Annotated in this window: 19 protein-coding genes and 1 riboswitch; of the genes, 8 read left to right on the plus strand and 11 right to left on the minus strand. The window is 70.1% G+C overall.

Going from position 1 to position 24,464, the window contains the following annotated elements; all coding sequences use genetic code 11:
* Nucleotides 1–3: 3 nt before the first annotated feature.
* Nucleotides 4–675, minus strand: a complete 672-nt coding sequence (locus AC067Z_RS19225; protein ID WP_478790730.1) for an AAA family ATPase — start codon at nt 673–675, stop codon at nt 4–6.
* A 180-nt stretch (nt 676–855) separates the two neighbouring features.
* Nucleotides 856–954: riboswitch (glycine riboswitch) on the plus strand.
* Between the two features lie 148 nt (nt 955–1,102).
* Between AC067Z_RS19225 and gcvT the strand changes: the two genes are divergently transcribed.
* The 4 genes from gcvT to AC067Z_RS19245 all read left to right on the plus strand — a co-directional run bounded on the left by gcvT (nt 1,103) and on the right by AC067Z_RS19245 (nt 5,426).
* Nucleotides 1,103–2,218: a glycine cleavage system aminomethyltransferase GcvT gene (gene gcvT / locus AC067Z_RS19230; protein ID WP_478790731.1), complete on the plus strand. Its 1,116-nt coding sequence runs from the start codon at nt 1,103–1,105 to the stop codon at nt 2,216–2,218.
* Nucleotides 2,219–2,276: 58 nt separating this feature from the next.
* Entirely contained in the window at nt 2,277–2,654 is a 378-nt protein-coding gene (gene gcvH, locus AC067Z_RS19235; protein ID WP_478790732.1) for a glycine cleavage system protein GcvH, read from the plus strand.
* Nucleotides 2,655–2,665: 11 nt separating this feature from the next.
* Nucleotides 2,666–3,922: a serine hydroxymethyltransferase gene (gene glyA / locus AC067Z_RS19240; protein WP_478790733.1), complete on the plus strand. Its 1,257-nt coding sequence runs from the start codon at nt 2,666–2,668 to the stop codon at nt 3,920–3,922.
* Between the two features lie 136 nt (nt 3,923–4,058).
* On the plus strand, nt 4,059–5,426 hold the full coding sequence (locus tag AC067Z_RS19245; RefSeq protein ID WP_478790734.1) for an L-serine ammonia-lyase: 1,368 nt from the start codon (nt 4,059–4,061) through the stop codon (nt 5,424–5,426).
* A gap of 1,612 nt (nt 5,427–7,038) precedes the next feature.
* Here the strand turns inward: AC067Z_RS19245 and AC067Z_RS19250 are convergent.
* Complete coding sequence (locus AC067Z_RS19250) at nt 7,039–7,254, minus strand: EF-hand domain-containing protein (RefSeq protein WP_478790735.1); 216 nt, start codon at nt 7,252–7,254, stop codon at nt 7,039–7,041.
* Between the two features lie 102 nt (nt 7,255–7,356).
* Here AC067Z_RS19250 and AC067Z_RS19255 point away from each other — a divergent pair, with 102 nt between their 5' ends.
* Nucleotides 7,357–7,995 carry a GNAT family protein gene (locus AC067Z_RS19255; protein ID WP_478790736.1) on the plus strand — a complete coding sequence of 213 codons (639 nt, stop codon included), beginning with the start codon at nt 7,357–7,359 and terminating at the stop codon, nt 7,993–7,995.
* Between the two features lie 108 nt (nt 7,996–8,103).
* Here the strand turns inward: AC067Z_RS19255 and AC067Z_RS19260 are convergent, their stop codons facing one another.
* The 5 genes from AC067Z_RS19260 to AC067Z_RS19280 form a co-directional block, all read right to left on the minus strand.
* Nucleotides 8,104–9,300 (minus strand): YncE family protein, encoded by a 1,197-nt coding sequence (locus AC067Z_RS19260; protein WP_478790857.1) that lies wholly within the window; start codon nt 9,298–9,300, stop codon nt 8,104–8,106.
* A gap of 416 nt (nt 9,301–9,716) precedes the next feature.
* Complete coding sequence (locus AC067Z_RS19265) at nt 9,717–10,220, minus strand: ATP-binding protein (protein ID WP_478790737.1); 504 nt, start codon at nt 10,218–10,220, stop codon at nt 9,717–9,719.
* Between the two features lie 273 nt (nt 10,221–10,493).
* Nucleotides 10,494–11,261, minus strand: a complete 768-nt coding sequence (locus AC067Z_RS19270) for an enoyl-CoA hydratase/isomerase family protein (protein WP_478790738.1) — start codon at nt 11,259–11,261, stop codon at nt 10,494–10,496.
* Between the two features lie 76 nt (nt 11,262–11,337).
* Nucleotides 11,338–12,585 (minus strand): L,D-transpeptidase, encoded by a 1,248-nt coding sequence (locus AC067Z_RS19275; RefSeq protein WP_478790739.1) that lies wholly within the window; start codon nt 12,583–12,585, stop codon nt 11,338–11,340.
* 236 nt (nt 12,586–12,821) lie between these two features.
* A complete protein-coding gene (locus AC067Z_RS19280) occupies nt 12,822–14,048 on the minus strand; it encodes a L,D-transpeptidase (RefSeq protein WP_478790740.1) in 1,227 nt (408 codons plus the stop codon).
* Between the two features lie 185 nt (nt 14,049–14,233).
* Between AC067Z_RS19280 and glgX the strand changes: the two genes are divergently transcribed.
* The gene (gene glgX, locus AC067Z_RS19285) at nt 14,234–16,528 is read left to right on the plus strand and encodes a glycogen debranching protein GlgX (protein ID WP_478790741.1); all 2,295 of its coding nucleotides are present in this window, start codon (nt 14,234–14,236) and stop codon (nt 16,526–16,528) included.
* A gap of 22 nt (nt 16,529–16,550) precedes the next feature.
* Here the strand turns inward: glgX and AC067Z_RS19290 are convergent, their stop codons facing one another.
* The 4 genes from AC067Z_RS19290 to AC067Z_RS19305 are packed head-to-tail and all read right to left on the minus strand — an operon-like array spanning nt 16,551 to nt 20,170.
* Nucleotides 16,551–17,192 carry a response regulator gene (locus AC067Z_RS19290; RefSeq protein WP_478790742.1) on the minus strand — a complete coding sequence of 214 codons (642 nt, stop codon included), beginning with the start codon at nt 17,190–17,192 and terminating at the stop codon, nt 16,551–16,553.
* The gene (locus AC067Z_RS19295; protein ID WP_478790743.1) at nt 17,185–18,459 is read right to left on the minus strand and encodes a sensor histidine kinase; all 1,275 of its coding nucleotides are present in this window, start codon (nt 18,457–18,459) and stop codon (nt 17,185–17,187) included. Before AC067Z_RS19295 ends, AC067Z_RS19290 begins: the two co-directional genes overlap by 8 nt.
* A gap of 38 nt (nt 18,460–18,497) precedes the next feature.
* A complete protein-coding gene (locus AC067Z_RS19300) occupies nt 18,498–19,268 on the minus strand; it encodes an ABC transporter permease (protein ID WP_478790744.1) in 771 nt (256 codons plus the stop codon).
* Nucleotides 19,265–20,170 carry an ABC transporter ATP-binding protein gene (locus tag AC067Z_RS19305; RefSeq protein ID WP_478790745.1) on the minus strand — a complete coding sequence of 302 codons (906 nt, stop codon included), beginning with the start codon at nt 20,168–20,170 and terminating at the stop codon, nt 19,265–19,267. Before AC067Z_RS19305 ends, AC067Z_RS19300 begins: the two co-directional genes overlap by 4 nt.
* Nucleotides 20,171–20,330: 160 nt before the next feature.
* Between AC067Z_RS19305 and AC067Z_RS19310 the strand changes: the two genes are divergently transcribed.
* Both AC067Z_RS19310 and AC067Z_RS19315 read left to right on the plus strand, forming a co-directional pair.
* Nucleotides 20,331–22,226: an ABC transporter ATP-binding protein gene (locus tag AC067Z_RS19310; protein WP_478790746.1), complete on the plus strand. Its 1,896-nt coding sequence runs from the start codon at nt 20,331–20,333 to the stop codon at nt 22,224–22,226.
* A 68-nt stretch (nt 22,227–22,294) separates the two neighbouring features.
* Complete coding sequence (locus tag AC067Z_RS19315) at nt 22,295–24,127, plus strand: ABC transporter ATP-binding protein (protein ID WP_478790858.1); 1,833 nt, start codon at nt 22,295–22,297, stop codon at nt 24,125–24,127.
* The last annotated feature ends 337 nt before the right edge of the window (nt 24,128–24,464 follow it).

Here is a 24,464-nt window from a genome sequence, read left to right on the forward strand (position 1 = left end):
GGCCTACGCCGCGTCGAAGCCCAGCAGCGTCAGCGCCCCCGCCGACGCGCGGTCCAGGAGGACCGCAGAGGCGCAGCCCGTCGGCAGGCGGCCCTCCTCCGCGTCGGTGAGCAGGCGGCCCACCGCCCGGCGGTGACGGGCGAACGCGTACCCCGACACGCCGCGGCCCCGCTCACGCTGTCCCTGGCGCGCCACGCGGGGAGTGACGTCGAGCAGCACCAGGTGCAGTGCCCTGCCGCGCCGCCGCGCCTCGCGGGCCAGCCAGCGCCGCACCCAGGTCTGGGTGCCGCAGTCGTGGACGACGACGCTCTCGCCCGAACGCAGTGCGCGCCGCAGGCCCGCGTAGTGCGCGATCCGTACGAGCGGGCGGTAGACGGCGTACGGCAGGAGGCGGGGCATGCGTGCGTCCCACCGGTCGCGGGTGTTCTGGGAATCGATTCCTCCGCCGGGCACCGCGCGCTGTATCAACGTGCTCTTGCCGCTCCCGGGCAGGCCGGAGACCACCACCACGTCCCCCGCCGCGAACACGAGGCTGCGCGGGCTGCGCCCCGCCCGGTCGCGCAGGTCGCGCAGGACGGGCGCGGGCGTCCCGAGCGTGCCCCGGACGGGAACGCCCTGGTCGACGGGCACCCCCACGGCCGTGGCGGCGTATGCACCGGACCGCTGCAACGTCATCACCCTCCCCAGATCGGGTCATCCCAGCCTTGCCCATGAAGTGTAAAGAATTGGTAATACGAGACCACCGACTTTGCCACCGGCGCGGCGGCGCTGTCCGGAGAGGGACGGTTCGAGGTCGCACCCCCACTCTTCCCCGATGCATGCAATGATGTGCGCGCCAACTGCATACCGGCCGCTTGAATCCGCGCGGGAGAGTCCCGGCCACCTGGTGTGGCGGGGCGCCGAAGGAGCAAGATCCTCCCTTGAATCTCTCAGGCCCCGTACCGCGTGCGATGAGGCAGATCTGAAAAGCGAGTCGTGCTCGAGCGGCTCCACCCAAGGTGCAAGCCACGACCATCCGTACGCGGGGTCGGGGCGAACCTCTCAGGTTCCGATGACAGATGGGGAGGATTGTCCTCGCAGCCATGCCCTGGGAGCCATACCTATGAGCAATGCCCCTCGTCTGACCGCCCTCGATGCACTGCATCGTTCCCTGGGCGCGACCATGACCGATTTCGCCGGCTGGGACATGCCGCTGCGGTACGCCAGTGAGCGCGACGAGCACAACGCCGTCCGCACGAAGGCCGGGCTCTTCGACCTCTCCCACATGGGCGAGATCACCGTCACGGGCCCGCAGGCCGTGGACCTGCTGAACTACGCGCTGGTGGGCAACATCGGCACCGTCGGCCGGGGCCGTGCCCGCTACACGATGATCTGCCGCGAGGACGGCGGCATCGTCGACGACCTGATCGTCTACCGCCTGGGCGAGAGCGAGTACATGGTCGTCGCCAACGCCGGCAACGCCCAGATCGTGCTGGACGCCCTGACCGAGCGGGCGGCCGGTTTCGACGCCGAGGTCCGCGACGACCGTGACGCCTACTCGCTGATCGCGGTCCAGGGCCCCGAGTCCCCCGGCATCCTGAAGTCCCTCACGGACGCCGATCTGGACGGCCTGAAGTACTACGCGGGCCTGCCCGGCACCGTCGCAGGTGTCCCCGCGCTGATCGCCCGCACGGGCTACACCGGCGAGGACGGCTTCGAGCTGTTCGTCGAGCCGCAGTACGCGGAGAAGCTGTGGCAGGCGCTGACCGAGGCGGGCCAGGGCGTCGGGCTGATCCCGTGCGGTCTGTCCTGCCGGGACACGCTGCGCCTGGAGGCGGGCATGCCGCTGTACGGGCACGAGCTGACCACCGCCCTGACGCCGTTCGACGCGGGCCTGGGCCGGGTCGTGAAGTTCGAGAAGGACGGCGACTTCGTCGGCCGTCTGGCGCTGCAGGCGGCGGCCGAGCGCGCCGAGACCGCGCCGCCGCGCAAGCTCGTCGGTCTGATCGCCGAGGGCCGTCGTGTCCCGCGTGCCGGCATGTCCGTGGTCGCCGGTGGGGAGGTCATCGGCGAGGTCACCTCGGGTGCCCCGAGCCCCACCCTCGGCAAGCCCGTCGCCATGGCCTACGTCGACGCGGCCCACGCGGAGCCCGGCACGCCGGGCGTCGGGGTCGACATCCGCGGTACCCATGAACCGTACGAGGTCGTGGCGCTGCCGTTCTACAAGCGCCAGAAGTGATCGTCCGCACCCTCTTCACGTTCACCAGCACTCCCCCGCGTACAGGAGAATTCAGGTCATGAGCAACCCCCAGCAGCTGCGCTACAGCAAGGAGCACGAGTGGCTGTCGGCCGCCGAGGACGGCGTGTCGACGGTCGGCATCACGGAGTTCGCGGCCAACGCGCTCGGCGATGTCGTCTACGCCCAGCTCCCGGAGGTCGGCGACACCGTGACCGCAGGCGAGACCTGCGGCGAGCTGGAGTCGACCAAGTCCGTCAGCGACCTCTACTCGCCGGTCACCGGTGAGGTCGTCGAGGCGAACCAGAACGTCGTCGACGACCCGTCGCTGGTGAACTCCGCCCCGTTCGAGGGCGGGTGGCTCTTCAAGGTGCGCGTGGGCGAGGAGCCGAAGGACCTGCTCTCCGCCGACGAGTACACCGAGTTCTCCGGCAACTAAGGATCTTCCCGATGTCGCTTCTGAACACCCCTCTCCACGAGCTGGACCCGGACGTCGCCGCCGCCGTCGACGCCGAGCTCCACCGTCAGCAGTCCACCCTCGAGATGATCGCCTCGGAGAACTTCGCTCCGGTCGCGGTCATGGAGGCGCAGGGCTCCGTCCTCACCAACAAGTACGCCGAGGGTTACCCGGGCCGCCGTTACTACGGCGGCTGCGAGCACGTCGACGTGATCGAGCAGATCGCGATCGACCGCATCAAGGAGCTCTTCGGCGCCGAGCACGCCAATGTGCAGCCGCACTCCGGCGCGCAGGCCAACGCCGCCGCGATGTTCGCACTGCTGAAGCCGGGCGACACGATCATGGGCCTGAACCTGGCCCACGGCGGTCACCTGACCCACGGCATGAAGATCAACTTCTCGGGCAAGCTCTACAACGTGGTCGCGTACCACGTCGACGAGACCGGCCGCGTGGACATGGCCGAGGTCGAGAAGCTCGCCAAGGAGTCCAAGCCGAAGCTGATCGTGGCCGGCTGGTCCGCGTACCCGCGCCAGCTGGACTTCGCGGCCTTCCGCCGGATCGCCGACGAGGTCGGCGCGTACCTGATGGTCGACATGGCCCACTTCGCGGGCCTGGTCGCCGCGGGTCTGCACCCCAACCCGGTGCCGCACGCCCACGTCGTGACCACCACCACGCACAAGACCCTCGGCGGTCCGCGCGGCGGTGTGATCCTCTCCACGGCCGAGCTCGCCAAGAAGATCAACTCCGCGGTCTTCCCCGGCCAGCAGGGCGGTCCGCTGGAGCACGTCATCGCGGCGAAGGCGGTCTCCTTCAAGGTCGCCGCCTCCGAGGACTTCAAGGAGCGACAGCAGCGCACGCTGGACGGCGCCCGCATCCTCGCCGAGCGGCTCGTCCAGCCGGACGTCACCGAGCACGGTGTCTCCGTGCTGTCCGGCGGCACGGACGTGCACCTGGTCCTGGTGGACCTGCGCAACAGCGAGCTGGACGGCCAGCAGGCCGAGGACCGCCTCCACGAGGTGGGCATCACGGTCAACCGCAACGCCATCCCGAACGACCCGCGGCCGCCGATGGTCACCTCGGGTCTGCGGATCGGCACGCCGGCGCTTGCCACCCGCGGTTTCCAGGACGAGGACTTCCGCGAGGTCGCGGACATCATCGCCGAGGCACTGAAGCCGTCCTACGACGCCGAGGGCCTGCGCGCCCGGGTGACGGCCCTCGCCGAGAAGCACCCGCTTTACCCTGGTCTGTAACCAGACCTGAGCACAAAAAAAACGGGGCACCGCGCACACTGGACAGTGAGTGCGGTGCCCCGCACCACGTACACACGCAATGCCTCTGCACCACCCGGCAGACAACGGCGTCTACCACCCCCACAAGGAGTTCCCCGTGGCCATTTCGGTCTTCGACCTGTTCTCGATCGGCATCGGCCCGTCCAGCTCCCACACGGTGGGCCCGATGCGTGCGGCCCGGATGTTCGCCAGGCGGCTGAAGAACGAGGGCCTGCTGGCCCACACCGCCTCGATACGCGCCGAGCTGTACGGCTCACTGGGCGCGACCGGTCACGGTCACGGCACCCCCAAGGCGGTCCTGCTGGGCCTGGAGGGCAACTCCCCGCGGACGGTCGACGTGGAGAGCGCCGACGAGCAGGTCGAGCGGATCAGGACGGACAAGCGCATCAGTCTGCTCGGCATGCACGAGATCGGCTTCGACTTCGACGAGGACCTGATCCTGCACCGCCGCAAGGCCCTGCCCTACCACGCCAACGGCATGACGGTCTTCGCCTACGACGCGGAGGGCACGCTCGTCCTGGAGAAGACGTACTACTCGGTGGGCGGCGGCTTCGTCGTCGACGAGGACGCGGTGGGCGAGGACCGGATCGTGCTCGACGACACCGTGCTGAAGCACCCCTTCCGCACCGGTGACGAGCTGCTGCGCCTGACCAAGGAGACCGGCCTGTCGATCTCCGCGCTGATGCTGGAGAACGAGAAGGCCTGGCGCACCGAGGACGAGATCCGCGAGGGGCTGCTGGAGATTTGGCGGGCCATGCAGGCCTGTGTCTCGCGCGGCATGTCGCGCGAGGGCATTCTGCCGGGCGGCCTGAAGGTGCGCCGCCGTGCGGCGACCACGGCCCGCAAGCTGCGCTCCGAGGGGGACCCGCAGGCGCTCGCGATGGAGTGGATCACGCTCTACGCGATGGCCGTGAACGAGGAGAACGCGGCGGGTGGCCGCGTCGTCACCGCCCCGACGAACGGCGCCGCCGGCATCATCCCGGCCGTCCTGCACTACTACATGAACTTCGTGCCCGGCGCCGACGAGGAAGGCGTGGTCCGCTTCCTGCTCGCCGCGAGCGCGATCGGCATGCTCTTCAAGGAGAACGCCTCGATCTCCGGCGCCGAGGTCGGCTGCCAGGGCGAGGTCGGCTCCGCCTGCTCGATGGCTGCGGGCGCACTGGCCGAGGTGCTGGGCGGGTCCCCCGAGCAGGTCGAGAACGCCGCGGAGATCGGCATGGAGCACAACCTGGGCCTGACCTGCGACCCGGTCGGCGGCCTCGTGCAGATCCCGTGCATCGAGCGCAACGGCATGGCGGCGGTCAAGGCGGTCACCGCCGCGAAGATGGCGATGCGCGGCGACGGAAGCCACAAGGTGTCGCTCGACAAGGTCATCAAGACGATGAAGGACACGGGCGCGGACATGTCCGTGAAGTACAAGGAGACGGCGCGGGGCGGTCTCGCGGTGAACATCATCGAGTGCTGAGCGAGTCCTCCGGGGTCTGCGCGTCCATCGTGCAGCCCCTGGTACGACACCTTCCGTCTTTCTTCGGCCACTAGCTTCTCGGCACGCATCGGCGAGTTCGTCGCCGGGCGAACGGAGGAAAGCCACGTGGCATTAGCGGGGGAAGCGGGACAGGCGGCCGGGGCCCAGGGGAGGTCGGCGTTCGCGAGCATGTCGCTCGATCACGTCGACGGCCCGTACGGCCCTGCGGCACCGGGGCCGAAACTGAAGGTCACCGCGTCCGTCCTCAAGGAACGCGCGGGCAAGGCGGAGGTCGTGCTCGGCCAGTTCCTCAAGGCCGACGACGAGGTGGTGCGCGAGACCGGGCAGGTGTCCGGGACCCTCAAGGGCAATTGCAAGCTGCCGCGGACGAGTCCCGCCGGGTGCACGCTGTGCTGCAGCAGGGGCTGGAGGACTTCCGGGCGGCGAAGAAGGCGCTCGATGACATCGAGACGGATTTGGCGGAGACGCGGGTGGGCTACAGCGGAGCCGCGCCGGCGCTGAGCGCCGGAATCGTCTCCGTGGTCGGCAAGGCAGGCCCCTGGGGAATGCTCGTCCCCATCGCCGTGGGCGCCGGTACCGAATTCGCGAAGGTGTTCCACAACGACGCCGTGTTCGGCGGACCCGAACCTCCTGCTCCCGTCGACTCGCGCGAGTTCTACATCCGCGGCGAGGAGGCCCTGGGCGCGACGGCGGCCACATATCTCGAGGGGCACAGCAGTGAACCCGATGCCATCGGAAATCTGTCCGACGACCTCAAGAACAACTACGACACGGGGCAGAGGAGAACGCCCGTCGTGGCCAGAAGCCGTACACAGGTTGAGGACGGTCGGGCCACGCGAAGCACGCGCATCTCCCGCCGCCGCATGCCATGGCTCGCTGTTGTGCTGTGCACGGTACTGGCCGTCGCTTCGTGCTCGGCCGACAAGGAAAAGGCGGACGGCATACCCGCCGATAAGCTGTGTGACTCGTCGCTCTCGCGCGATGCCAGGAACGCCTTGAAGCAAATCAGCTCAGGCACATACCAAGAGCTTCCCGAATCCTGGGACAGGGCCGTGCTCCGGCTGCGCGATCACGTTGAGGTCAGCACCTCGCGAAGCGTCGTGTGCGACGTGAGGGAAGGCGAAGAGAGACTTTTCCACATCGAGTTCACCCATCTTGACGCCGGCTTCGGCTGGCCGGACAAGATCGACCCGGATCACACCTACTACCGGACGGGGTTGATCTCCACGGGCTATCCGGACGGTGCGGGCATCTCCTTCCGGTGCACCGCGGGACTGAAGAAGAACGGTCCTCCCGTGATCGCCGGAGCCCTCTACCTGACGCGCGACAACGTCCTGACCGGACTGTCGGCGAGCGAGCAGAGTCGCGCCTTGATGGTCATCCTTCACTCCGCGACCCGGGTCATGGCCGAGAAACTGGGCTGCCTCGCGGAGGCAGGTCTCCCGGAGCAACTTCGCCGACGCCTCGTGACGCCTATCGGAAGCCGCCCTCACCGGAGTCCCTCGAGAAGGAGTGGACAGGCGGTACGTGATCCGGGCATGCGCGTGGCCCCCGGCGTTCTCGCCGGGGGCCACGCGCATGTCCCGCTGCGTCAGGCCTTGTTCAGGTGCGCCCAGAACTCGTCGAACGACAGGAGCTTGTCCTTGTCGGCGTCCTGCGCGGCGATCACGGCCTCGGCCACCGCCTCGGTGACGTTCCAGTCACCCATCTGAGCCATGGCCGTCTTGTACTCGGCCGCAGTGATGAAGCCGTCGCCGTCCGCGTCGTAGCGATCGAACGCCTTGCGCGCTTCCTCGATGTCCGCCACCGGTCACCCTTTCCTGGTGCATTACTGACGAGGGTCAGATTATCGGCCCCATTGGCCGATCATGGACGGGAGCCCGGATACGGGGGCATGGGGAGGCGTGCGATGAGCAAGGTACTGGCGGAGATTCTGGACGCGGCGGCCGGAGGCTGTTTCCCGCCTCCGGACGGGGAGGTGACGGTGGTGCCCCAGGCGGATCCGCGCGATGCGGGAGTGGTGGCGTTCACCGCGCACTCGGTCGTCTTCACGGACGAGGATCCGCAGTGGGTGCGGCAGGAGCTGGCGGCGGCCTCGTCCGACCGGCTGGCAGCCCCGATGAACCCGGGCTTCCTCTGCGCCCTGATGGCCCGCACGGGCCGCTCCATGGACACCATCGACCTGTTGACGGTCGCGAGTGCGCTGCCCGGGGAGCCGGACCTCGCGCTGCGTGAGATCGAGGACCGCGCCCACCCGCGGGTGGTCAGCGCGATGAAGCGCCGCGACGACGTACGGGTGTGGGCCGCCGAGGGCGGCGTGCTGGTCCTCGGCCGAGGGATCGCAGGGCGGTGGGAGACCTCGATCGAGGTGGACGAGGAGGCGCGCGGCAAGGGCCTCGGCCCGGTCCTCGCGCGGGCGGCCCGCCACCTGGTGCCCGGCCCGGTCGTGTGGTCCCAGCAGTCCCCGGGCAACGCCCGCAGTGTGCGGGCGTTCCAGACCGCCGGATACCGGCCGGTCGGGTCGGAGGCGGTCCTCGCGAAGCGCTGACCGGGCGCGCCCGGGGACGCGCCCGGCCGGTTCGGCGCCGCTCAGCAGCGCCAGCGCTCGCGGCGGATGCCGCAGCGGCACCCGCCCGTGGGCGAGTTGTGCGTCACCTCAGCGGAAGACACCTGTGTGGCCGAGGGAGTAGCGGCCGGGCTGCGGGTAGACGGCAAGCCCGTGCGGGCCGCTTCCGACCGGGATACGGGCCAGCTGCTTCCCTGTCTTCGTGTCGATCGCGTACACCTCGGAGTCGTAACGCCCGGACAGCCACAGCACCTTGCCGTCGGCGGAAACGCCGCCCATGTCGGGGCTGCCGCCGTCCGGAAGCCGCCACTTCTTGGTCAGCTTGTTCTGTGCGAAGCCGAAGACGGAGATGGTGCCCTCGCCGCGGTTGGGGATGTACATCTCCTTGGAGTCACGGCTGATGTAGAGACCGTGGGCGCCCTTGCCGGTGGGCAGCAGCTTCGGCTCGGTGAACTTCTCTCCGTCGAGCACCCACACGCCGTGCGCCATCATGTCGGCGATGTAGAACGTCCTGCCGTCCGGGGAGAGCTTCACGTCCTGCGGCATGGCGCCCTCGAACGGCAGCCGCTGCTGGGCGACGACCTTCATCTTCTCCGTGTCGACCTTGAGCAGTTCGGCCGAGAACTCGCACGAGACGATGAAGTACCTGCCGTCGGCGGAGAAGTCGGCGTGGTTCACGCCGTAGCAGGAGACCGGAACCGTGTGCTTGGTCTCCATGGTATGCGGGTCGCGGAAGACGAGCTCGCGGTCGAGGGATGCCATCACGACGGCGTACTTGCCGTTGGGGGTGAAGTAGAGGTTGTACGGGTCGTGCACATCGACGGCCTCGCCCGCCTCGCCCGTCGCCGGGTCGATGGGGGTGAGCGTGTGGCCCCGGTTGTTGTTGACCCACAGCGTCTTCAGGTCCCAGGAGGGGACGACGTGCTGTGGCTGCACACCGACCGGGATGGTGTCGATGACCTTGTACGTCCCGGGGTCGATGACCGAGACGGTGTTGGAGTTGGTGTTGGGGACGTACACCCGGGACGGAAAGTCCTTGACGACCGGCGAGAGCATGCCGGGCCGGTCGGCCGCGTAGACGTCCTTGGGGTCCTGGACGGGCGGCATGCCAGGGAGTCCGGCGGGGAGTGCGGCCTTCTCGGACTCGGCGGACGGGACGGCCGCCCCGGTGGCGCGCTCCCCGGTCCGCTCGCCGCCCGAGCCGCAGCCGGCGAGGACTGCGAGGACGGCGAGGAGTACGCCGACGAGCAGCACGGTGGTCTTGGTGCGGGATGTCGTCGGATGCATCAGGTCGATCGGGGTCACGGGAAAGCACAGTAGGCGCGAAAGTGGTCAAAGGTAATGATTGACCCAATTCTTCGGACCCACGGGTCGCGCACGGACAGTCGACAGCTCTCGCGGTACGTCGATGAATCACTCTCCAGGAGTGATATTTACGCAGCATTTACCAGGCCAGTGGCCCATCTCACCTGAGATTCATCGACGAAATGACCGTATTGCACCAGAGTGGTGAGGTACGACGGTTTGGCGATGAGGTGCCCGTCTGCCATAGTCGGAGACACGACCCCCATTGACCCGGGCCAGGTCGCCGTAAGCGGCCGTGGATACACCCCCCCCAATCCACGGCGCTCCACACAGAAGCCCCCAGGGCGCTGCACCAAGGCGCATGGGGGCTTCTGTGCGTCCTGATCACGGCGGCGGGGTCAGCGGTCGGCGACGCGCATCTCGAACCAGGTGGTCTTTCCGCGGGGCAGCAGGTCGACGCCCCAGCGGTCGGACAGGGTGTCGACGAGGAACAGCCCTCGGCCGCTGGTGTCCATCTCCTGCACCGGCATCAGACAGGGCAGTCCGCGGGACGGATCGCGCACCTCGACACGGATCCACCCCCGCCGGCGCAGCATGCGCAGACCGAAGACCCGCGCGCCCGTGTGCCGCACCGCGTTGCCCACTAATTCCGAGACGAGCAGCACCGCGTGTTCGCAGGTCTGGGCCGGGAGAGCCCACTGGCGCAGCACCACGCCCTGAGTGAGCCTGCGCGCGGTTCCTGCGGATTCGGGGCGGGAGGGCAGCCGGACCTCGTCCTCCGTCGGATTGCCGTACAACTCCAGCGCCTTGAGCGCCTGTTCGTCGTCAACGACCGGGACCCACCGTGCGGCGGTCGCGCCGGCGCGCTGCCGCGGTTGTCCCACACCCTCCAGGCCCGCCATGTCTCCATCATGGCCGCAAAGGGCCGCCCCCGTGGCGGTTCCCCGGGAATAGGGCCCCCGGAATGAAGCATTCCGAGAGGGGCGTCCGGCATATGCCTCTGGCTTCATGCGGTCATTCATACCCCGCCTGAGCTGCACCGACGCCACACGTACGGATGACCGCGCAGCACTCGGGGAGCGAAACTGCTTAAGGTTGCCTTAAGACAGGGATAAGCGCACCGTGCGATTGACGCGACGCCCGAAGGAGCCGACGCCGCGTCAACCGCCCTTCCCTCAGAGGAACTTGGCCTTGCCCGGTCCCTCCTCCACGAAGCTGCGCATCCCGCGCTCGCGGTCCTCGGTGGCGAACAGGCCCGCGAACCAGTTCCGTTCGACCGCGAGGCCGGTCTCGATGTCCGTCTCCAGACCCGCGTCCACCGACTCCTTCGCGGCGCGCAGCGCCAGCGCGGGACCCTTGGCGAGCGCTGCGGCCCATGCACGGGCCTGCTCGTAGACCTCGGCCGCGGGAACGATCCGGTCCACCAGGCCCAGGGTGAGGGCCTCCTCCGCCTTCACCATCCGGCCGGTGAAGATCAGGTCCTTCGCGCGGGACGGACCGATGAGCCGCGACAGGCGCTGGGTGCCACCGGCTCCCGGGATCAGACCGAGCAGGATCTCGGGCTGGCCGAGCTTGGCGTTGTCGGCCGCGATGCGGTAGTCGGCGCAGAGGGCGAGTTCGCAGCCGCCGCCGAGCGCGTAGCCGGTGACGGCCGCGACGACGGGCTTGGGGATGCGGGCGACAGCGGTGAAGGACTCCTGCAGTGCCCGGGAGCGCACGACCATCGCGGCGTGATCCATGGCCTGCATCTCCTTGATGTCCGCGCCCGCGGCGAACACCTTCTCGCCGCCGTAGAGAATCACGGCACGCACGTCGTCGCGGCGGCCGGCCTCTTCGGCGAGCTCGCGCAGGCGGTCCTGCACGGCGATGTCCAGGGCATTCATCGGCGGCCGGTCCAGGCGGATGGTGCCGACGCCTTCGGAGACTTCCAGGGAAACGGTCATGGACCGAGGTTAGCTGTCGTTAACCGCAGCGGGCCCGGTGCTGTTGCTCACAGCACCGGGCCCGTACGCAGGCGTCCTACTTCGTCCACTCGGCCCAGGACATGTTCCAGCCGTTCAGCCCGTTCCCCGGGGCGATCTGCTTGTCCTTGGAGTTCTTCACGATCACCACGTCACCGATGATCGAGTTCTCGAACATCCAGGCCGCCGGGGTGTTCTTGTCGTACCCGCCGCGCACGTCGCGCAGACCGACACAGCCATGGCTGACGTTCGCCGAGCCGAACGTGCCCGCGGACGCCCAGTAGTTGCCGTGGATGAAGGTGCCCGAGGTGGACAGCCGCATCGCGTTCGGCACGTCCTTGATGTCGTACTCGCCACCGAAGCCGACGGTGGCGCCGTTCATCCGCGTCACCTTGTACTTCTCGCTGATGACCATCTGCCCGTTGTACGTGGTGGTCGACGGCGCGCCCGCGGTGATCGGGATGTTCTTGATCTGCTTGCCGTCCCGCACGACCTTCATGGTGTGCGCGCTCGCGTCCACGGTGGAGACCTGGGAGCGGCCGATGGTGAACGAGAAGGTCTTGGCCTGCTCGCCGTAGACGCCGGGCCGGCCCTCGACCCCGTCGAGGTTGAGCTTCACGGTCACCTTGGTGCCCGCGGCCCAGTACTTCTCCGGGCGGAAGTCGAGACGGTCGTTGCCGAACCAGTGGCCCTCGACCGGGACGGACGGCTCCGCGGTGACCTTGATGGCCTTCTCGACGGCCTCGGGATCGGTGATGCCGCGGGTGAAGTTGATGGACACCGGCATGCCGACGCCGACGGTCGAACCGTCCTCGGGCGTGTAGTGGCCGATGAAGGTGTTCTGTGGGACGAGCGTGGTGAACGTGGTGTCCTTGGCCGACTCGCGGCCCTCCGCGTCCTTCGCGACGGCGTGCACCTTGTACTTGGTGGAGCCGGCGAGATGCTGCAGCGGCTCCCACCGGGCGCCGTCACCGGATATCTTGCCGTCGATCCTGGTGCCCTTGTCGTCCTGCACCGTGACCGTGGTCAGCTTGCCCTCGGCCGCGGTCACCTTCAGGGCGCCCATCGTGGCGACGGCGTCGGCGCCGTCCTTCGGCGCGATCGTCACCACGGCCCGGGAGGCCGCGTTCTCGACCTTGTTCCCGCCGCCCTTGCCGCCCGCGTCGGTGTCGTCGCCCTTGCCGGCGCCCCCGCCCCCGCAGGCCGTCAGCACCAGCAACGCGCCCAGCGCCAGTGCGGACAGCCGGGCGCCCCCGCGCCCGCGTCCGGCCCCGGCCGATGCCCCCGATATCGGCTGCCCGTTCACAGTCCTGTTCTCCCCTCGCACGGCCTGGCACCGCCACGGCCCGCACCCCCGCGCGCCTCACGCACGCACGGCGATAGATAATCACACCGCAGGTCATCGGACGTCCCCGCGGATGTCACCGTTCAGTCCCAAACTGTCCATCGGGCCAGGCGGGGAAACGGCTGCCGGGGGATCGTCGGCGGGCAGCAGGGGGCACGGACCGGGCCGAGGGGACCGCCGGGGCCGGCGAAGGGCGGTCAGTCGAGGGCCGAACCCGCCTTCCAGCTCTGCCAGTCGACGTTCCAGCCGCTGAGCCCGTTGTCGGGTGCGACCGTTTTGTCCTTCGAGTTGACCACCTCCACCACATCGCCGATCAGCGTCCGGTCGAAGAACCAGCCCGCAGGCGATTCGCCGCTGCCGCCCTTGTCGTCGCGCAGCCCGACGCAGCCGTGCGAGACGTTCGCCGACCCGAAGGTTTCGGGTGCGGCCCAGTAGTTGCCGTGCAGGAAGGTTCCCGACGTCGTCAGCCGGACCGCGTGCGGCACGTCCTTGATGTCGTACTCCCCCTTGCCGTTCTTCTTCTTGAAACCCACGGTCGCGCCGTTCATGCGGGTCACGTCGAACATCTCGGAGACGACCATCTTCCCGTTGTACGTCGGCGTCTTGGGCGCACCCGCCGTGACCGGCAGGGTCGCCAGCAGGGCTCCGTCCCGTACGACTCTCATGGTGTGCGCCGCCGCGTCGACGGTGGAGACCTGGGAGCGGCCCACGGTGAAGGTGATCGACTTCTGCTGGATTCCGAACATGCCGGGCGCGGCCTCCACATCGCGCAGCCGCAGGTCCACGGTGACCTCGGTGCCGGGCTCCCAGTAGGTGCGCGGGCGGAAGTCGAGCCGCTGCGGGCCGAACCAGTGGGCGGCGACCTCGACCGGCGGATCGGAGGTGATGCGGATGGCACGCTCGACGGAGGCGCGGTGGTCGATCTCGCGGTTGAAGGAGAACGAGACGATCATCCCGGTACCGACGGTCGAGCGGTTCTCCGCATTGAAGTAGCCGATGAAGCGGTGCTCGGGAACCACGGTGGTGAACGTGGTGTGGCGTGCCGTGCGGCGGTTGCGCCCGTCCAAGGCCACCACGTCGACGCTGTACTTGGCGGCGAGCCCGAGTCTCGTGCCCTCGTCGGGTTCCCAGCGCAGACCGTCCTCGGAGATGCTGCCAGGCACCTCGGCGCTGCCCGCGGCCTCGACCCGGGTGACCTTCACCCGCTCCAGGCGGCCGCTGGCCAGCTTCACCCGCAACGGCGTTTCGGGGCTGACGTTCTTGGCACCGTCCTCCGGCAGAACGCGAATGGTGTCCTCGGACGCCCGCGGCTTGCTCCCGACATCGCGAGTCCCGTTCGTGCACGCGGCAAGCCCCGCGATCAGTCCTGCCCCTGCCAGGGCGACAGCCGCGCGGCGCCCTGCCCGCTTCAGTACATGTTTCACGTACCGCCCAACGACCGGCCCCCTGCCGGGGCAACGTGGGGGCGGGGCGATGTTGGGACGAGGGCCGTGCGGGCAGAAATGGTGGGAGGACCGCACCAGGGGGCCACGGAAGGGACTCCGTGGCCCCCCGGTTGGCCGGGAGGCGTCTCCCGGCAGGGGCCCGACGAGCCGCGGGAGGCCGACAGGTGTCGAGCGCAGCCGAGCAGGAAACGGTGGACGAAGGAGTGCGGGGCGGCCCGCCGCGCACGCCGGCCCCGGCGGCCGGCCAGGACGGCCGCCGCCCGGTGGCAGGCCAGGTCGGGGCACGGGTGTGGCCGGGCACCCCGACACCTCTGGGCGCGCGTTACCGCGTGGGACCGGACGGGGTCGCCGGCACGAACTTCGCCCTGTGGGCCGGCGGCGCGGAAGGCGTCGAGCTGTGCCTCTTCGACGGGCCGGGCCCTTCGGCGGCGGAGACCAGAGTGCCGCTGACCGAGCTGACGCACGAGATCTGGCACGGCTTCGTGCCCGGCGTACAGCCCGGCCAGCGGTACGGCTACCGGGTGCACGGTCGCTGGGACCCGTGGACCGGCGCGCGCTGGAATCCGGCGAAGCTGCTCCTCGACCCGTACGCACGCGCGGTCGACGCCGCCGGGGGAAACGACTACCGTGCCCTGCCCGCCGAGGTGTACGGGCATGTGCGTGACTGGCCGCAGCAGCATGTCGCCGACACCGTGCGCGACGACCGGGACTCGGGCCCGTACGTGCCCAAGGGCGTCGTCGTCCACGACGACGCCGACGGCGACGAGTGGATGGACGACCGCCGGCCCAAGACACCGTGGGCGGACTCGGTCATCTACGAGTTGCACGTGCGCGGCTTCACCAAACTGCACCCCGGGATCCCCGAGGAGCTGCGAGGCAGCTACGCGGGGCTCGCGCATCCGGCGGCGATCGAGCATCTGACCGGCCTCGGGGTGACGGCGGTCGAGCTGCTGCCGGTGCACCAGTTCGCGCACGAGGACCATCTGCTGCGCCGCGGGCTCGTCAACTACTGGGGCTACAACTCGATCGGCTACTTCGCCCCGCATGCGGGGTACGCGGCATCCGGCACGGCCGGGCAGCAGGTGGGCGAATTCAAGCGGATGGTGCGGGCGCTGCACGCCGCGGGGATCGAGGTCATCCTCGACGTGGTCTACAACCACACGGCGGAGGCGGGCGAGCTGGGGCCGATGCTGTCGCTGCGCGGCATCGACAACCGCGGCTACTACCGCCTGCAGGCCGACGCCCGGCGGTACGCCGACTACACGGGGTGCGGCAACACCCTGCATGTGGTCCAGCCCCACGTGCTGCGGCTGATCACCGATTCGCTGCGCTACTGGGTGACCGAGATGGGCGTCGACGGGTTCCGCTTCGACCTGGCCGCCGCGCTCGCCCGCTCCATGCACGACGTCGACATGCTGTCCCCCTTTCTCGCCGTCATCGCACAGGACCCGGTGCTGCGCCGGGTGAAGCTGATCGCCGAGCCGTGGGACGTGGGCAACGGCGGATACCAGGTGGGCGCCTTCCCTCCGCTGTGGACGGAGTGGAACGACCGCTACCGCGATGCCGTCCGCGACTTCTGGCGCGGCGCGCTGCACGATGTGCGCGACCTCGGATACCGGCTGTCCGGTTCGAGCGATCTGTACGCCTGGGGCGGCCGCCGCCCCTACGCCTCGATCAACTTCATCACCGCCCACGACGGCTTCACCCTGCGCGATCTGGTCAGCTACGCGCACAAGCACAACGAGGCCAACGGCGAGGGGAACCGCGACGGCACGAACGACAACCGGTCCTGGAACTGCGGCGCCGAGGGTGACACGGACGACCCGGAGATCATCGCGCTGCGCCGGCGGCAGCTGCGCAACCTGCTCACCACCCTGCTGCTGTCGACCGGTGTGCCGATGCTGGTCGCCGGGGACGAGATGGGGCGCACACAGCGCGGCAGCAACAACGCGTACTGCCAGGACAACGAGGTCAGCTGGCTGGACTGGACACTGCCCGGACAGCCGGACGGCGGCGGGCTGCTGGCGCTGACCCGGCGGCTGCTCGCGCTGCGCCACGCGCATCCGGTGCTGCGCCGCAGGGCGTTCTTCTCGGGGCGGCCGCAGGCGCCCGACGGGCTGCGGGACCTCGCCTGGTTCACACCCGAGGGCGCCGAGATGACCGAGGCCGACTGGTACGCGCCGTCGTCGACGCTCGCGCTCTATCTCTCCGGTCGCGACATCCCCGGGCGGGACGCGCGCGGGGAGCAGGTGAGCGACGACAGCTTCCTGACGGTCCTGCACGCGGCGGACCAGCCGGTGGAGTTCCGGCTGCCGGGGCCGCCGTGGGCCGAGGCGTACGAGCTGGCGGTCGACACTTCGCTCGAGGAGCAGGCCGAAGCCCCGGCAACGGTGCATGCGGGCGGCGCGACAGTGACCGTCCCGGCGCGGTCGGTACTGCTGCTGCGGGTGCGGGGGTGAGACCCGAGCACGTCCCTCAGGCTCAGCCGAGTATGCCGCGGCCGTAGGCGACGGCGACCGCCGCCGCCCGGTCCTTCGCAGCCAACTTGGTGAAGATGTGCGTCAGATGCGTCTTCACCGTCGCCTCGCTGATGAACAGCTCGGCCGCGATCTCCCGGTTCGAGGTGCCTTTGGCGACCAGTTCGATCACTTCGCGCTCGCGCGCCGACAGCTGCTCGCCGCCCGGCGGCGCCGGGGTGCGGACATGGGTGACCAGCCGTGTGGCAACCGCCGGGGAGAGCACGGTACGGCCGTCGGCTGCCGCCCGCACCGCGGTGAACAGCTCCTCGCGCGGCGCGTCCTTGAGGAGATATCCGGTGGCACCCGCCTCGATCGCGGGCAACGTGTCGGAGTCCGTGTCGTACGTGGTGAGGACCAGGACCTTGGCGCGGATGCCGCGGCGGGCCAGCTCGGCGATGGCGACCACTCCCCCGCCACCCGGCATGCGGAGGTCCATCAGGACGACATCCGGGTCCAGACGGGCGGCGAGCTCGACGCCCTCGACACCGTTCGCGGCCTCGCCGAGGACCAGGAAGCCGGACGCGGATTCGAACATGCCGCGCAGGCCATCCCGTACGACGGGGTGGTCGTCGACGACGATCAGCGTGATGGTGGGCTCAGCCATGGCGCACCAAAGGTACGCGAGCGGAGACGGCCGTACCCTGCCCGCGTTCCGATTCGACGGTGACCGCCCCCGCGATGCGCTCCGCCCGGGCCCGCATGCCGTCGAGTCCGAAGCCGCCGGAACCCGAACGGGGCGGCAGGGTGCGAGGGTCGAAGCCGTGGCCGTCGTCGCGGATGTCGAGGGACACCTCGTCGCCCATGTACGAGAGGGTGACGCCGGCCCGGGTGGCGCGCGCGTGCCTGGCGGTGTTGGACAGGGCTTCCTCCGCGATACGGAGCAGGGTCGCCGCCACCTCCTCGTGCAGGGCCTCCTCGGTGCCGGTGACGGTGAACCGGGCCGCGACGCCGATGCGGTCGGACCATTCGGCGACGGTCTTTCTCAGTGCCTCGGGGAGCGTGGCGTGCGCCAGGGCGACGGGGGCGAGGTCGTGCACGGACCGGCGGGCCTCGCCCAGGCTGTGGCGTGCGAGGGCGGAGGCGCGGGCCAGGTGCACACGGGCGACGTCGGGGTCCTCGGCCGAACCGACGACCTCCAGCTGGGCGATGATGCCCGCCAGCCCCTGGGCGATGGTGTCGTGAATCTCGGCGGCGAGCCTGCGGCGCTCGTCCGCGACGCCCGCCTCCCGTGCCTGGAGGAGCAGTTGGGCGTGGAGACCGGCGTTCTCGTCGAGCGCCTGTTCCAGTCGCGCGTTGGTCTCTTCCAGCTGGGTGATCGTGGCGAGGCGCTGCCGGGCGCGCTCGGCCTCGTGGACACCGATGTTGGCGAAGAGCAGACACAGCGAGGCGTTGAGGATGTACAAGGCGCCGAAGAGCACCCAGTTCACCAGGGAAGCGGGCGGCAGCCCGCCGGACTGGGAGCCTGCCATGGTGACGGCGGTGACCAGCAGCGCGGCACGCACCGCGCGGGGCGGCAGCAGATGCGCGGGGTCGAAGTAGCCCATGACCGCGTAGACGGCGAAGAGCGGGTTCAGCCAGGTCAGCGCGAAGGAGACCGCCGTGCGCAGGACGAAGTAGATCCTGCCGGGTGCCGCCTGCTCGGGCAGTCCGGCACGCGTACGGCTCCACCAGCATTCGACACCGAGCGCCACGACGACCAGGCCGCCGCCGACGGACATCTCGCCGGCGCTCATGAAGTGGCCTGCCGTGGCACCGGAGATCAGCGTGGCGAGCCCCAGCAGGGCGTAGGGGCCACGGCGGTAGAACTGCGCCCAGCGCTCCTCGACCTGCGGGATCCGGACGGGCCTCGGCACGGCGTCGGACGGTCTCATGGGCCCAGTCTCCACCGGCCCCGTCCCTCCGGTCCCCTTCATTCCCAGCGGAACCAACGGGCGGCAGCCGTCGTCAGCAGCACCGCCCACAGCGCGGTCACCCCCAGGTCGGCCCAGCCCGGCCAACCACCGGACGCCGCACGGTCGAGCGCCTCGGAGGCCGCGCCGAACGGGGTGAGATGGACGATGCGCTGCAAGGTCTCGGGCATGACCTGCACGGGCACCCACACGCCGGCGGTGAACATGCTGGGGAAGAAGACGACGGACCCGATCGCGGTCGCGATCTTCTGCGTACGGGAGATCGCGCAGACGGTGGCGCCGAGGGCGAGAGCGTTCGCTGTCGTCAGCACCAGGGCGAGCCCGTACCCGGCGAGCTGTCCGGGCAGCGCCACGTCGAACGCGATCCGCCCGACGGCCATCGCGAGCACGGCCGAGAGGAGAACGGCCGCCCCGTGCAGAACGAGCTGCGCGGTCAGGAGAGCGGACGGCCGGACGGGCGTGGTGGACATCCGGCGCAGGATGCCCCGTTCGCGGTAGCCGGTGAGGACGGGAGGCATGGCCTGCAGCCCGGACATGATCGTGGCGAGCAGGACGACGACGGGGACGTACAGATCGATGACGCGTCGGCCGCCCAGATCGTCGGAGGCCTCGCCGAAGGAGGGGATCAGGCCGAGGATCGTCAGCAGAGCGGTCGGGAAGAGGATGATCCAGAACAGTGCGGCGGGCTCACGGAGGAAGAGGCGGGCCTCGGTCCTCAGCACGGTGGCGGACGCCGAGGACCGCGCGGAGGCGGCGGCTGCGGTGGTCATCGGGGGCTCTCTTCCGTGAGGTCGAGGAAGGCGTCGTCCAGGGAGGCGTCGAAGACGCGGAGTTGTCCTGCCGTGATGCGGTGCCTGGCGAGCAGCGAGATCACCGCGTTGACGGTCTCGTCAGTGCCGTTGATGACGATCCGGCCGGCGCGGTGCTCGACGGACGCGGCCTGCGCCAGCCCGGCGAGTTCCCGCTCGTCGAGCGGCTCGGAGGGCGTGAAGGAGATGACCGTGGAGGCCGCCGAGCGGCCGATCAGTCCGGCGGGGGTGTCGAGTGCCGCGACCCGCCCCTTGTCGATGACGGCGACCCGGTCGCAGAGGCGCTGCGCCTCCTCCATGAAGTGGGTGACCAGCAGCACGGTGACACCGGAGTCCCGTATCTCCTCGATCAGTTGCCAGGTGTCGCGGCGGGCCCGCGGGTCGAGGCTGGTGGTCAGTTCGTCGAGCACGACGACGCGAGGATTGCCGATGAGGGCGAGCGCGATGAACAGGCGCTGCTTCTGTCCGCCCGAGAGCCGGGCGAATCCGGTGGCGAGCTGGGCTTCCAGGCCGAGCCGTTCGGCCAGCTGCCGCCAGTCGGCGGGCCGCTCGTAGAACGAGGCATACAGTGCGAACGCCTCACGGACGGTGATCTTCGGCTGCAGCTCGCTCTCCTGGAGCTGGGCCCCGAGCAGCCGCGTGACCTGCTCGTGGTCCGCCACCGGGTCGAGCCCGGTGACGGTGACCGTGCCCTCGTCGGGGACGCGAAGTCCCTCGACGCACTCCACGGTGGTCGTCTTGCCCGCCCCGTTCGGTCCGAGGATTCCGAAGATTTCGCCCTCCTCGACGGCGAAACTCACCCCGTCGACCACGGGCCGTCCGCCGTACACCTTGCGCAGGCCGTTCACTTCCACGATTGCCATGACACGAGACTCGCGCGCGGCGGTGCCCGGCGGCATCGCCCATCGCGCTCGACCCTGCATCCGCCGATCGGTTGATGTCCCGGTACGCCCGCGCGGCACGCAGGCCCGGCGGAGAAAACCACGTGAGCCCTGTCAGTGGTGAACCGTAGGCTCACTCCTGATGCCCACTACACCCGTCTCCCCCGGTACGCCCGCCGGTGAGCCCGCTGCCGACCACGTCGGCGAAACGCCCGCCGGACCCGTCGAACGCTCCGCCGTACGCTCGCTGCTGCGTCTGTGGCCGTACGTACGGCCCGTGCGTTCCCGCCTGTTCAGCGCGGCCCTGGTGGCGATCCTCGCCTCCTGTCTGAGCCTCGTCATCCCGCTGGTCCTCAAGTGGATGGTGGACGGGCCGGTCGCCGACGGTGACCCGGGCGGGGTCTGGCTGGGCGCTTTCGCCCTGCTCGCACTGGGCATCGCGGAGGCCCTGCTGTTCGGCTTCCGCCGCTGGCTGGTCGCCCGGCCGCTCGCCGGGGTGGAGGCGGCGATGCGTGCGGATCTCTTCCGGCATCTGCAGCGTCTGCCCGTGGCGTTCCACGACCGGTGGGCGTCGGGTCAGTTGCTGTCCCGCGGCACCACGGATCTGATGCTGCTGCGGATGTTCCTCGCCTTCCCGCTGACGTTCCTGCTGGTCAACGGGACGACGATCCTGGTCGGCTTTGTGATCCTGCTGGCGCAGGAGTGGACGCTGGGTCTGGTGCTGCTGGCGCCCGTCGTGCCGCTCGTCATCGCCTGCCTGCTGTTCGAGACGCGGTACTCCCTCGTCGCCCGCCGCGCGCAGGACCAGGTCGGGGATCTGACCACCGTCGTGGAGGAGAGCGTCCTCGGCATCCGCATCGTCAAGGGCTTCGGCAGGCACCGCAGCCAGGCCGATGCCTTCCGGGCGCTGTCGCAGCGGCTGCGCGGCACGGAGCTGGGCAAGGCGCGGCTGCTGGGTGGCATCTGGGCGCTGATCACGATCATCCCGGAGCTGGCGATCGGTGCCGCGCTCGTGCTGGGCACGGTGCAGGTCGCCGACGGCGGACTGTCGACGGGCACGCTGGTGGCGTTCCTGTCCACCGCGCTGGCGCTGCGGTGGCCGGTGGAGTCGATCGGGTTCCTGCTGGCGATGAGTCAGGAGGCGGCAACGGCAGCCGACCGCTACTTCGAAGTGCTGGACGCGCCGCAGGAGCAGGAGACGGTCGACGGGTCGCGTCCCGGGCCGAAGGCCGCGGAGGGCGGACTGCGGTTCGACGGCGTCGTGTTCCGCTACCCGGACGCGCCGAAGGACACCGCGCCCGTCCTCTCCCGGATCGATCTGCATGTGCGGCCGGGCGAGACGATGGCGCTCGTCGGCGCCACCGGCAGCGGCAAGACGACGCTCACCGCGCTCGTGCCACGGCTGTACGACGTCACCGGCGGGCGGATCACGCTCGACGGACAGGACATCACGGCACTGCCGCGCGAGCGGCTGCGCGAACTGGTCTCGGTCGCGTTCGAGGAACCGACGCTGTTCTCGGCGAGCGTCGGCGAGAACGTGCTGATGGGCGCGCAGGACGCCGGGGAGGCGGAGCTGCGCCGGTCGCTCGACGTCGCCCAGGCCGGGTTCGTCGACACGCTGCCGCACGGCGCGGACACGCAGGTCGGCGAGCAGGGTCTGAGTCTGTCCGGCGGTCAGCGCCAGCGGCTCGCGCTCGCCCGCGCGGTCGTCGGCCGGCCGCGCTTCCTGGTGCTCGACGACCCGCTCTCGGCGCTCGACGTCCACACCGAGGCCCTGGTGGAGGCGGCGCTGCGGCGGGTGCTGGCGGACACCACGGCCCTGGTCGTGGCGCACCGGCCGTCGACGGTGATGCTCGCGGACCGGGTGGCGCTGCTGTCCGAGGGCCGGATCTCCGCCGTCGGCACCCACCACGAACTGCTGCGGACGAACGCCGAGTACGCCTGGCTGATGTCCGGCGCGGACGGCCCCGAAAGCGAAGCGGAACGGGCGGATGCGGACGCCATGACGGACACGATCGCCGAAGGGACGGCACGGTGACGACGACGGGTTCGACGACAGGTCCGGCCTCGGACCTGACGAAGCAGCCATCGGCCGGGGCCACGGGCGTGCCCGACGCCCCGGCCCGGCCGGACGACAGGGTCGCGGACGACCCGTTCGACCGCGACGCCCTGCCCACTCCCGACGGCGCCACCGGTGCCCTGCTGCGTTCCCTGCTCGCGCCCCACCGGGTCCGGGTCGCGCTCGCCGCGGTACTCCTGCTCCTGCAACAGGCCGCGGTACAGGCCGGCCCACTGCTCGTCGCCTACGCCATCGACAGCGGCGTCCCGGCCTTCCGCGCGCACGACTACGGCCCGCTGATCGCCGTCGGCGCCGGGTACACGGTGTCCGCGCTGGCCGCGGGCCTCCTCCAGTACGCCTTCATCCGCGCCTCGGCCCGCGTCAACCAGGACGTGCTGCTCGACCTGCGGGGCCGGATCTTCCGACACGCCCAGGCCCTGAGCGTCGACTTCCACGAGCGCTACACCTCGGGCCGGCTGATCTCCCGGTCCACCACGGATGTCGAGTCCCTGCGGGAGCTGCTGGCCGAGGGGCTGCAGGAACTGATCGTCGTCATCCTCGCGTTCGTCTACATCTCGGCGATGCTGCTGTGGCTGGACCTCGGTCTCGGCGCGGTCGCGGTCCTGTCGTTCGTCCCGCTGTATCTGCTGGTGCGGCTCTACCAGCGGCGTGCGAAGGCCGTGTACATGACCCGCTCGACGGCGATCGCCGCGGTCATCGTGAAGTTCGCGGAGACGATGAACGGTATCCGGCCGGTGCGTGCGTTCCGCCGTGAGCGGGCCAACGACGCCGCGTTCAAGGTGCTGAACCGCCGCCATGAGCGCAGCAACGGTGACGCGCTCCTGGAGATGGCCCGTTATGTCGTCGGTTCGCGGCTGGTCGCCAACACGGCGGTGGCCGGGATCGTGCTGTGGGGCGCCTACCGGGTCGCCGGCGGGACGCTCGCGCTGGGCGTGCTGGCGGCCGCGGTGCTGTATCTGCGGCGGCTGTACGACCCGATCGACCGGCTCGGCATGTTCCTGAACTCCTACCAGTCGGCGGCCGCTTCACTGGAGAAGATCGCCGGTCTGCTGGCGCAGGTCCCGTCCGTCCCCGAGGCCTCCGCACCGCGTGAGCTGCCGGTGCGCGCCGCCGGCCGGCCGGGCCGCGAGGTTGTCTTCGAGCAGGTCGGTTTCGGCTACCGCACGGGCGGTGAGGTGCTGCCCCGGTTCGATCTGACGATCCCGGCCGGACAGACCGTGGCCGTCGTCGGTTCGACGGGCGCGGGCAAATCCACCCTCGCCAAGCTCCTGGCACGCTTCTACGACCCCACCGAGGGGCGGGTGCTGCTCGACGGCACCGATCTGCGTGAGCTGGCGACGCCCGAACTGCGCCGCGGGGTGGTGATGGTGACGCAGGAGGCGTTCCTGTTCTCGGGGACGGTCGCCGAGAACATCGCGATCGGGCGCCCGGAGGCGTCCCGCGCGGAGATCGAGCAGGCCGCGAAGGCGATCGGCGCCCATGACTTCATCTCCGCACTCCCCGAGGGCTACGACACGGACGTACGCAAGCGCGGCGGGCGTATCTCTGCGGGTCAGCGGCAGTTGGTGGCCTTCGCCCGTGCGCTGCTCGCGGACCCGGCGGTGCTGATCCTGGACGAGGCGACGAGCTCACTGGACATCCCCGGCGAGCGGGCCGTGCAGCGGGCCATGGACACGGTGCTGCAGGGCCGCACGGCCGTGGTGATCGCGCACCGGCTGTCGACGGTCGAGATCGCCGACCGGGTGCTCGTGATGGAGCGGGGCCGGATCGTGGAGGACGGCTCGCCCGGCGAACTGATCGGTGGCCAGGGCCGGTTCGCGGGTCTGCACCGCGCATGGCGGGACAGCGTGGTGGGCTGACGCCCGGTTGCCGACGTGTACGCGGTGTCCGGCCGTGAAGGACTCCGAGTACTCGTCTGCGGTGCCCGTGCAGGGCGCTCGGATTCGGCCACCTGTGGTGCGGGAGGCCTCGGGCACCCGTCCGACCCGCTCAACACTGCGTTCACAGCCGGGGCCACCGGACGGTGGCCTCGATCCCTGTTTCCGCTCGGCCCCGCACAAACGGACGGCGACCTCGCCGCCATGATCGACGAAACGTCCGCTTAACGAACATGACCCTTCGGACAACGGACGATTTCCGGCCAACTTCTTGTCGCGCTCCTGACAGGAGGCATTCACGGCTGCCACTCTTCCCCCG

The organism is Streptomyces sp. NPDC043812, from assembly GCF_056436245.1.

Bases quoted from the DNA above. Each gene is read 5' to 3' on its own strand.
- AC067Z_RS19270 (WP_478790738.1), bottom strand. From the start codon at position 11,261: ATGACCGTTTCCCTGGAAGTCTCCGAAGGCGTCGGCACCATCCGCCTG.
- gcvH (WP_478790732.1), top strand. From the start codon at position 2,277: ATGAGCAACCCCCAGCAGCTGCGCTACAGCAAGGAGCACGAGTGGCTG.
- gcvT (WP_478790731.1), top strand. From the start codon at position 1,103: ATGAGCAATGCCCCTCGTCTGACCGCCCTCGATGCACTGCATCGTTCC.
- AC067Z_RS19300 (WP_478790744.1), bottom strand. From the start codon at position 19,268: ATGACCACCGCAGCCGCCGCCTCCGCGCGGTCCTCGGCGTCCGCCACC.
- AC067Z_RS19265 (WP_478790737.1), bottom strand. From the start codon at position 10,220: ATGGCGGGCCTGGAGGGTGTGGGACAACCGCGGCAGCGCGCCGGCGCG.
- AC067Z_RS19225 (WP_478790730.1), bottom strand. From the start codon at position 675: ATGACGTTGCAGCGGTCCGGTGCATACGCCGCCACGGCCGTGGGGGTG.
- AC067Z_RS19290 (WP_478790742.1), bottom strand. From the start codon at position 17,192: ATGGCTGAGCCCACCATCACGCTGATCGTCGTCGACGACCACCCCGTC.
- AC067Z_RS19255 (WP_478790736.1), top strand. From the start codon at position 7,357: ATGAGCAAGGTACTGGCGGAGATTCTGGACGCGGCGGCCGGAGGCTGT.
- AC067Z_RS19295 (WP_478790743.1), bottom strand. From the start codon at position 18,459: ATGAGACCGTCCGACGCCGTGCCGAGGCCCGTCCGGATCCCGCAGGTC.
- AC067Z_RS19310 (WP_478790746.1), top strand. From the start codon at position 20,331: ATGCCCACTACACCCGTCTCCCCCGGTACGCCCGCCGGTGAGCCCGCT.
- AC067Z_RS19305 (WP_478790745.1), bottom strand. From the start codon at position 20,170: ATGGCAATCGTGGAAGTGAACGGCCTGCGCAAGGTGTACGGCGGACGG.
- glyA (WP_478790733.1), top strand. From the start codon at position 2,666: ATGTCGCTTCTGAACACCCCTCTCCACGAGCTGGACCCGGACGTCGCC.
- AC067Z_RS19260 (WP_478790857.1), bottom strand. From the start codon at position 9,300: ATGCATCCGACGACATCCCGCACCAAGACCACCGTGCTGCTCGTCGGC.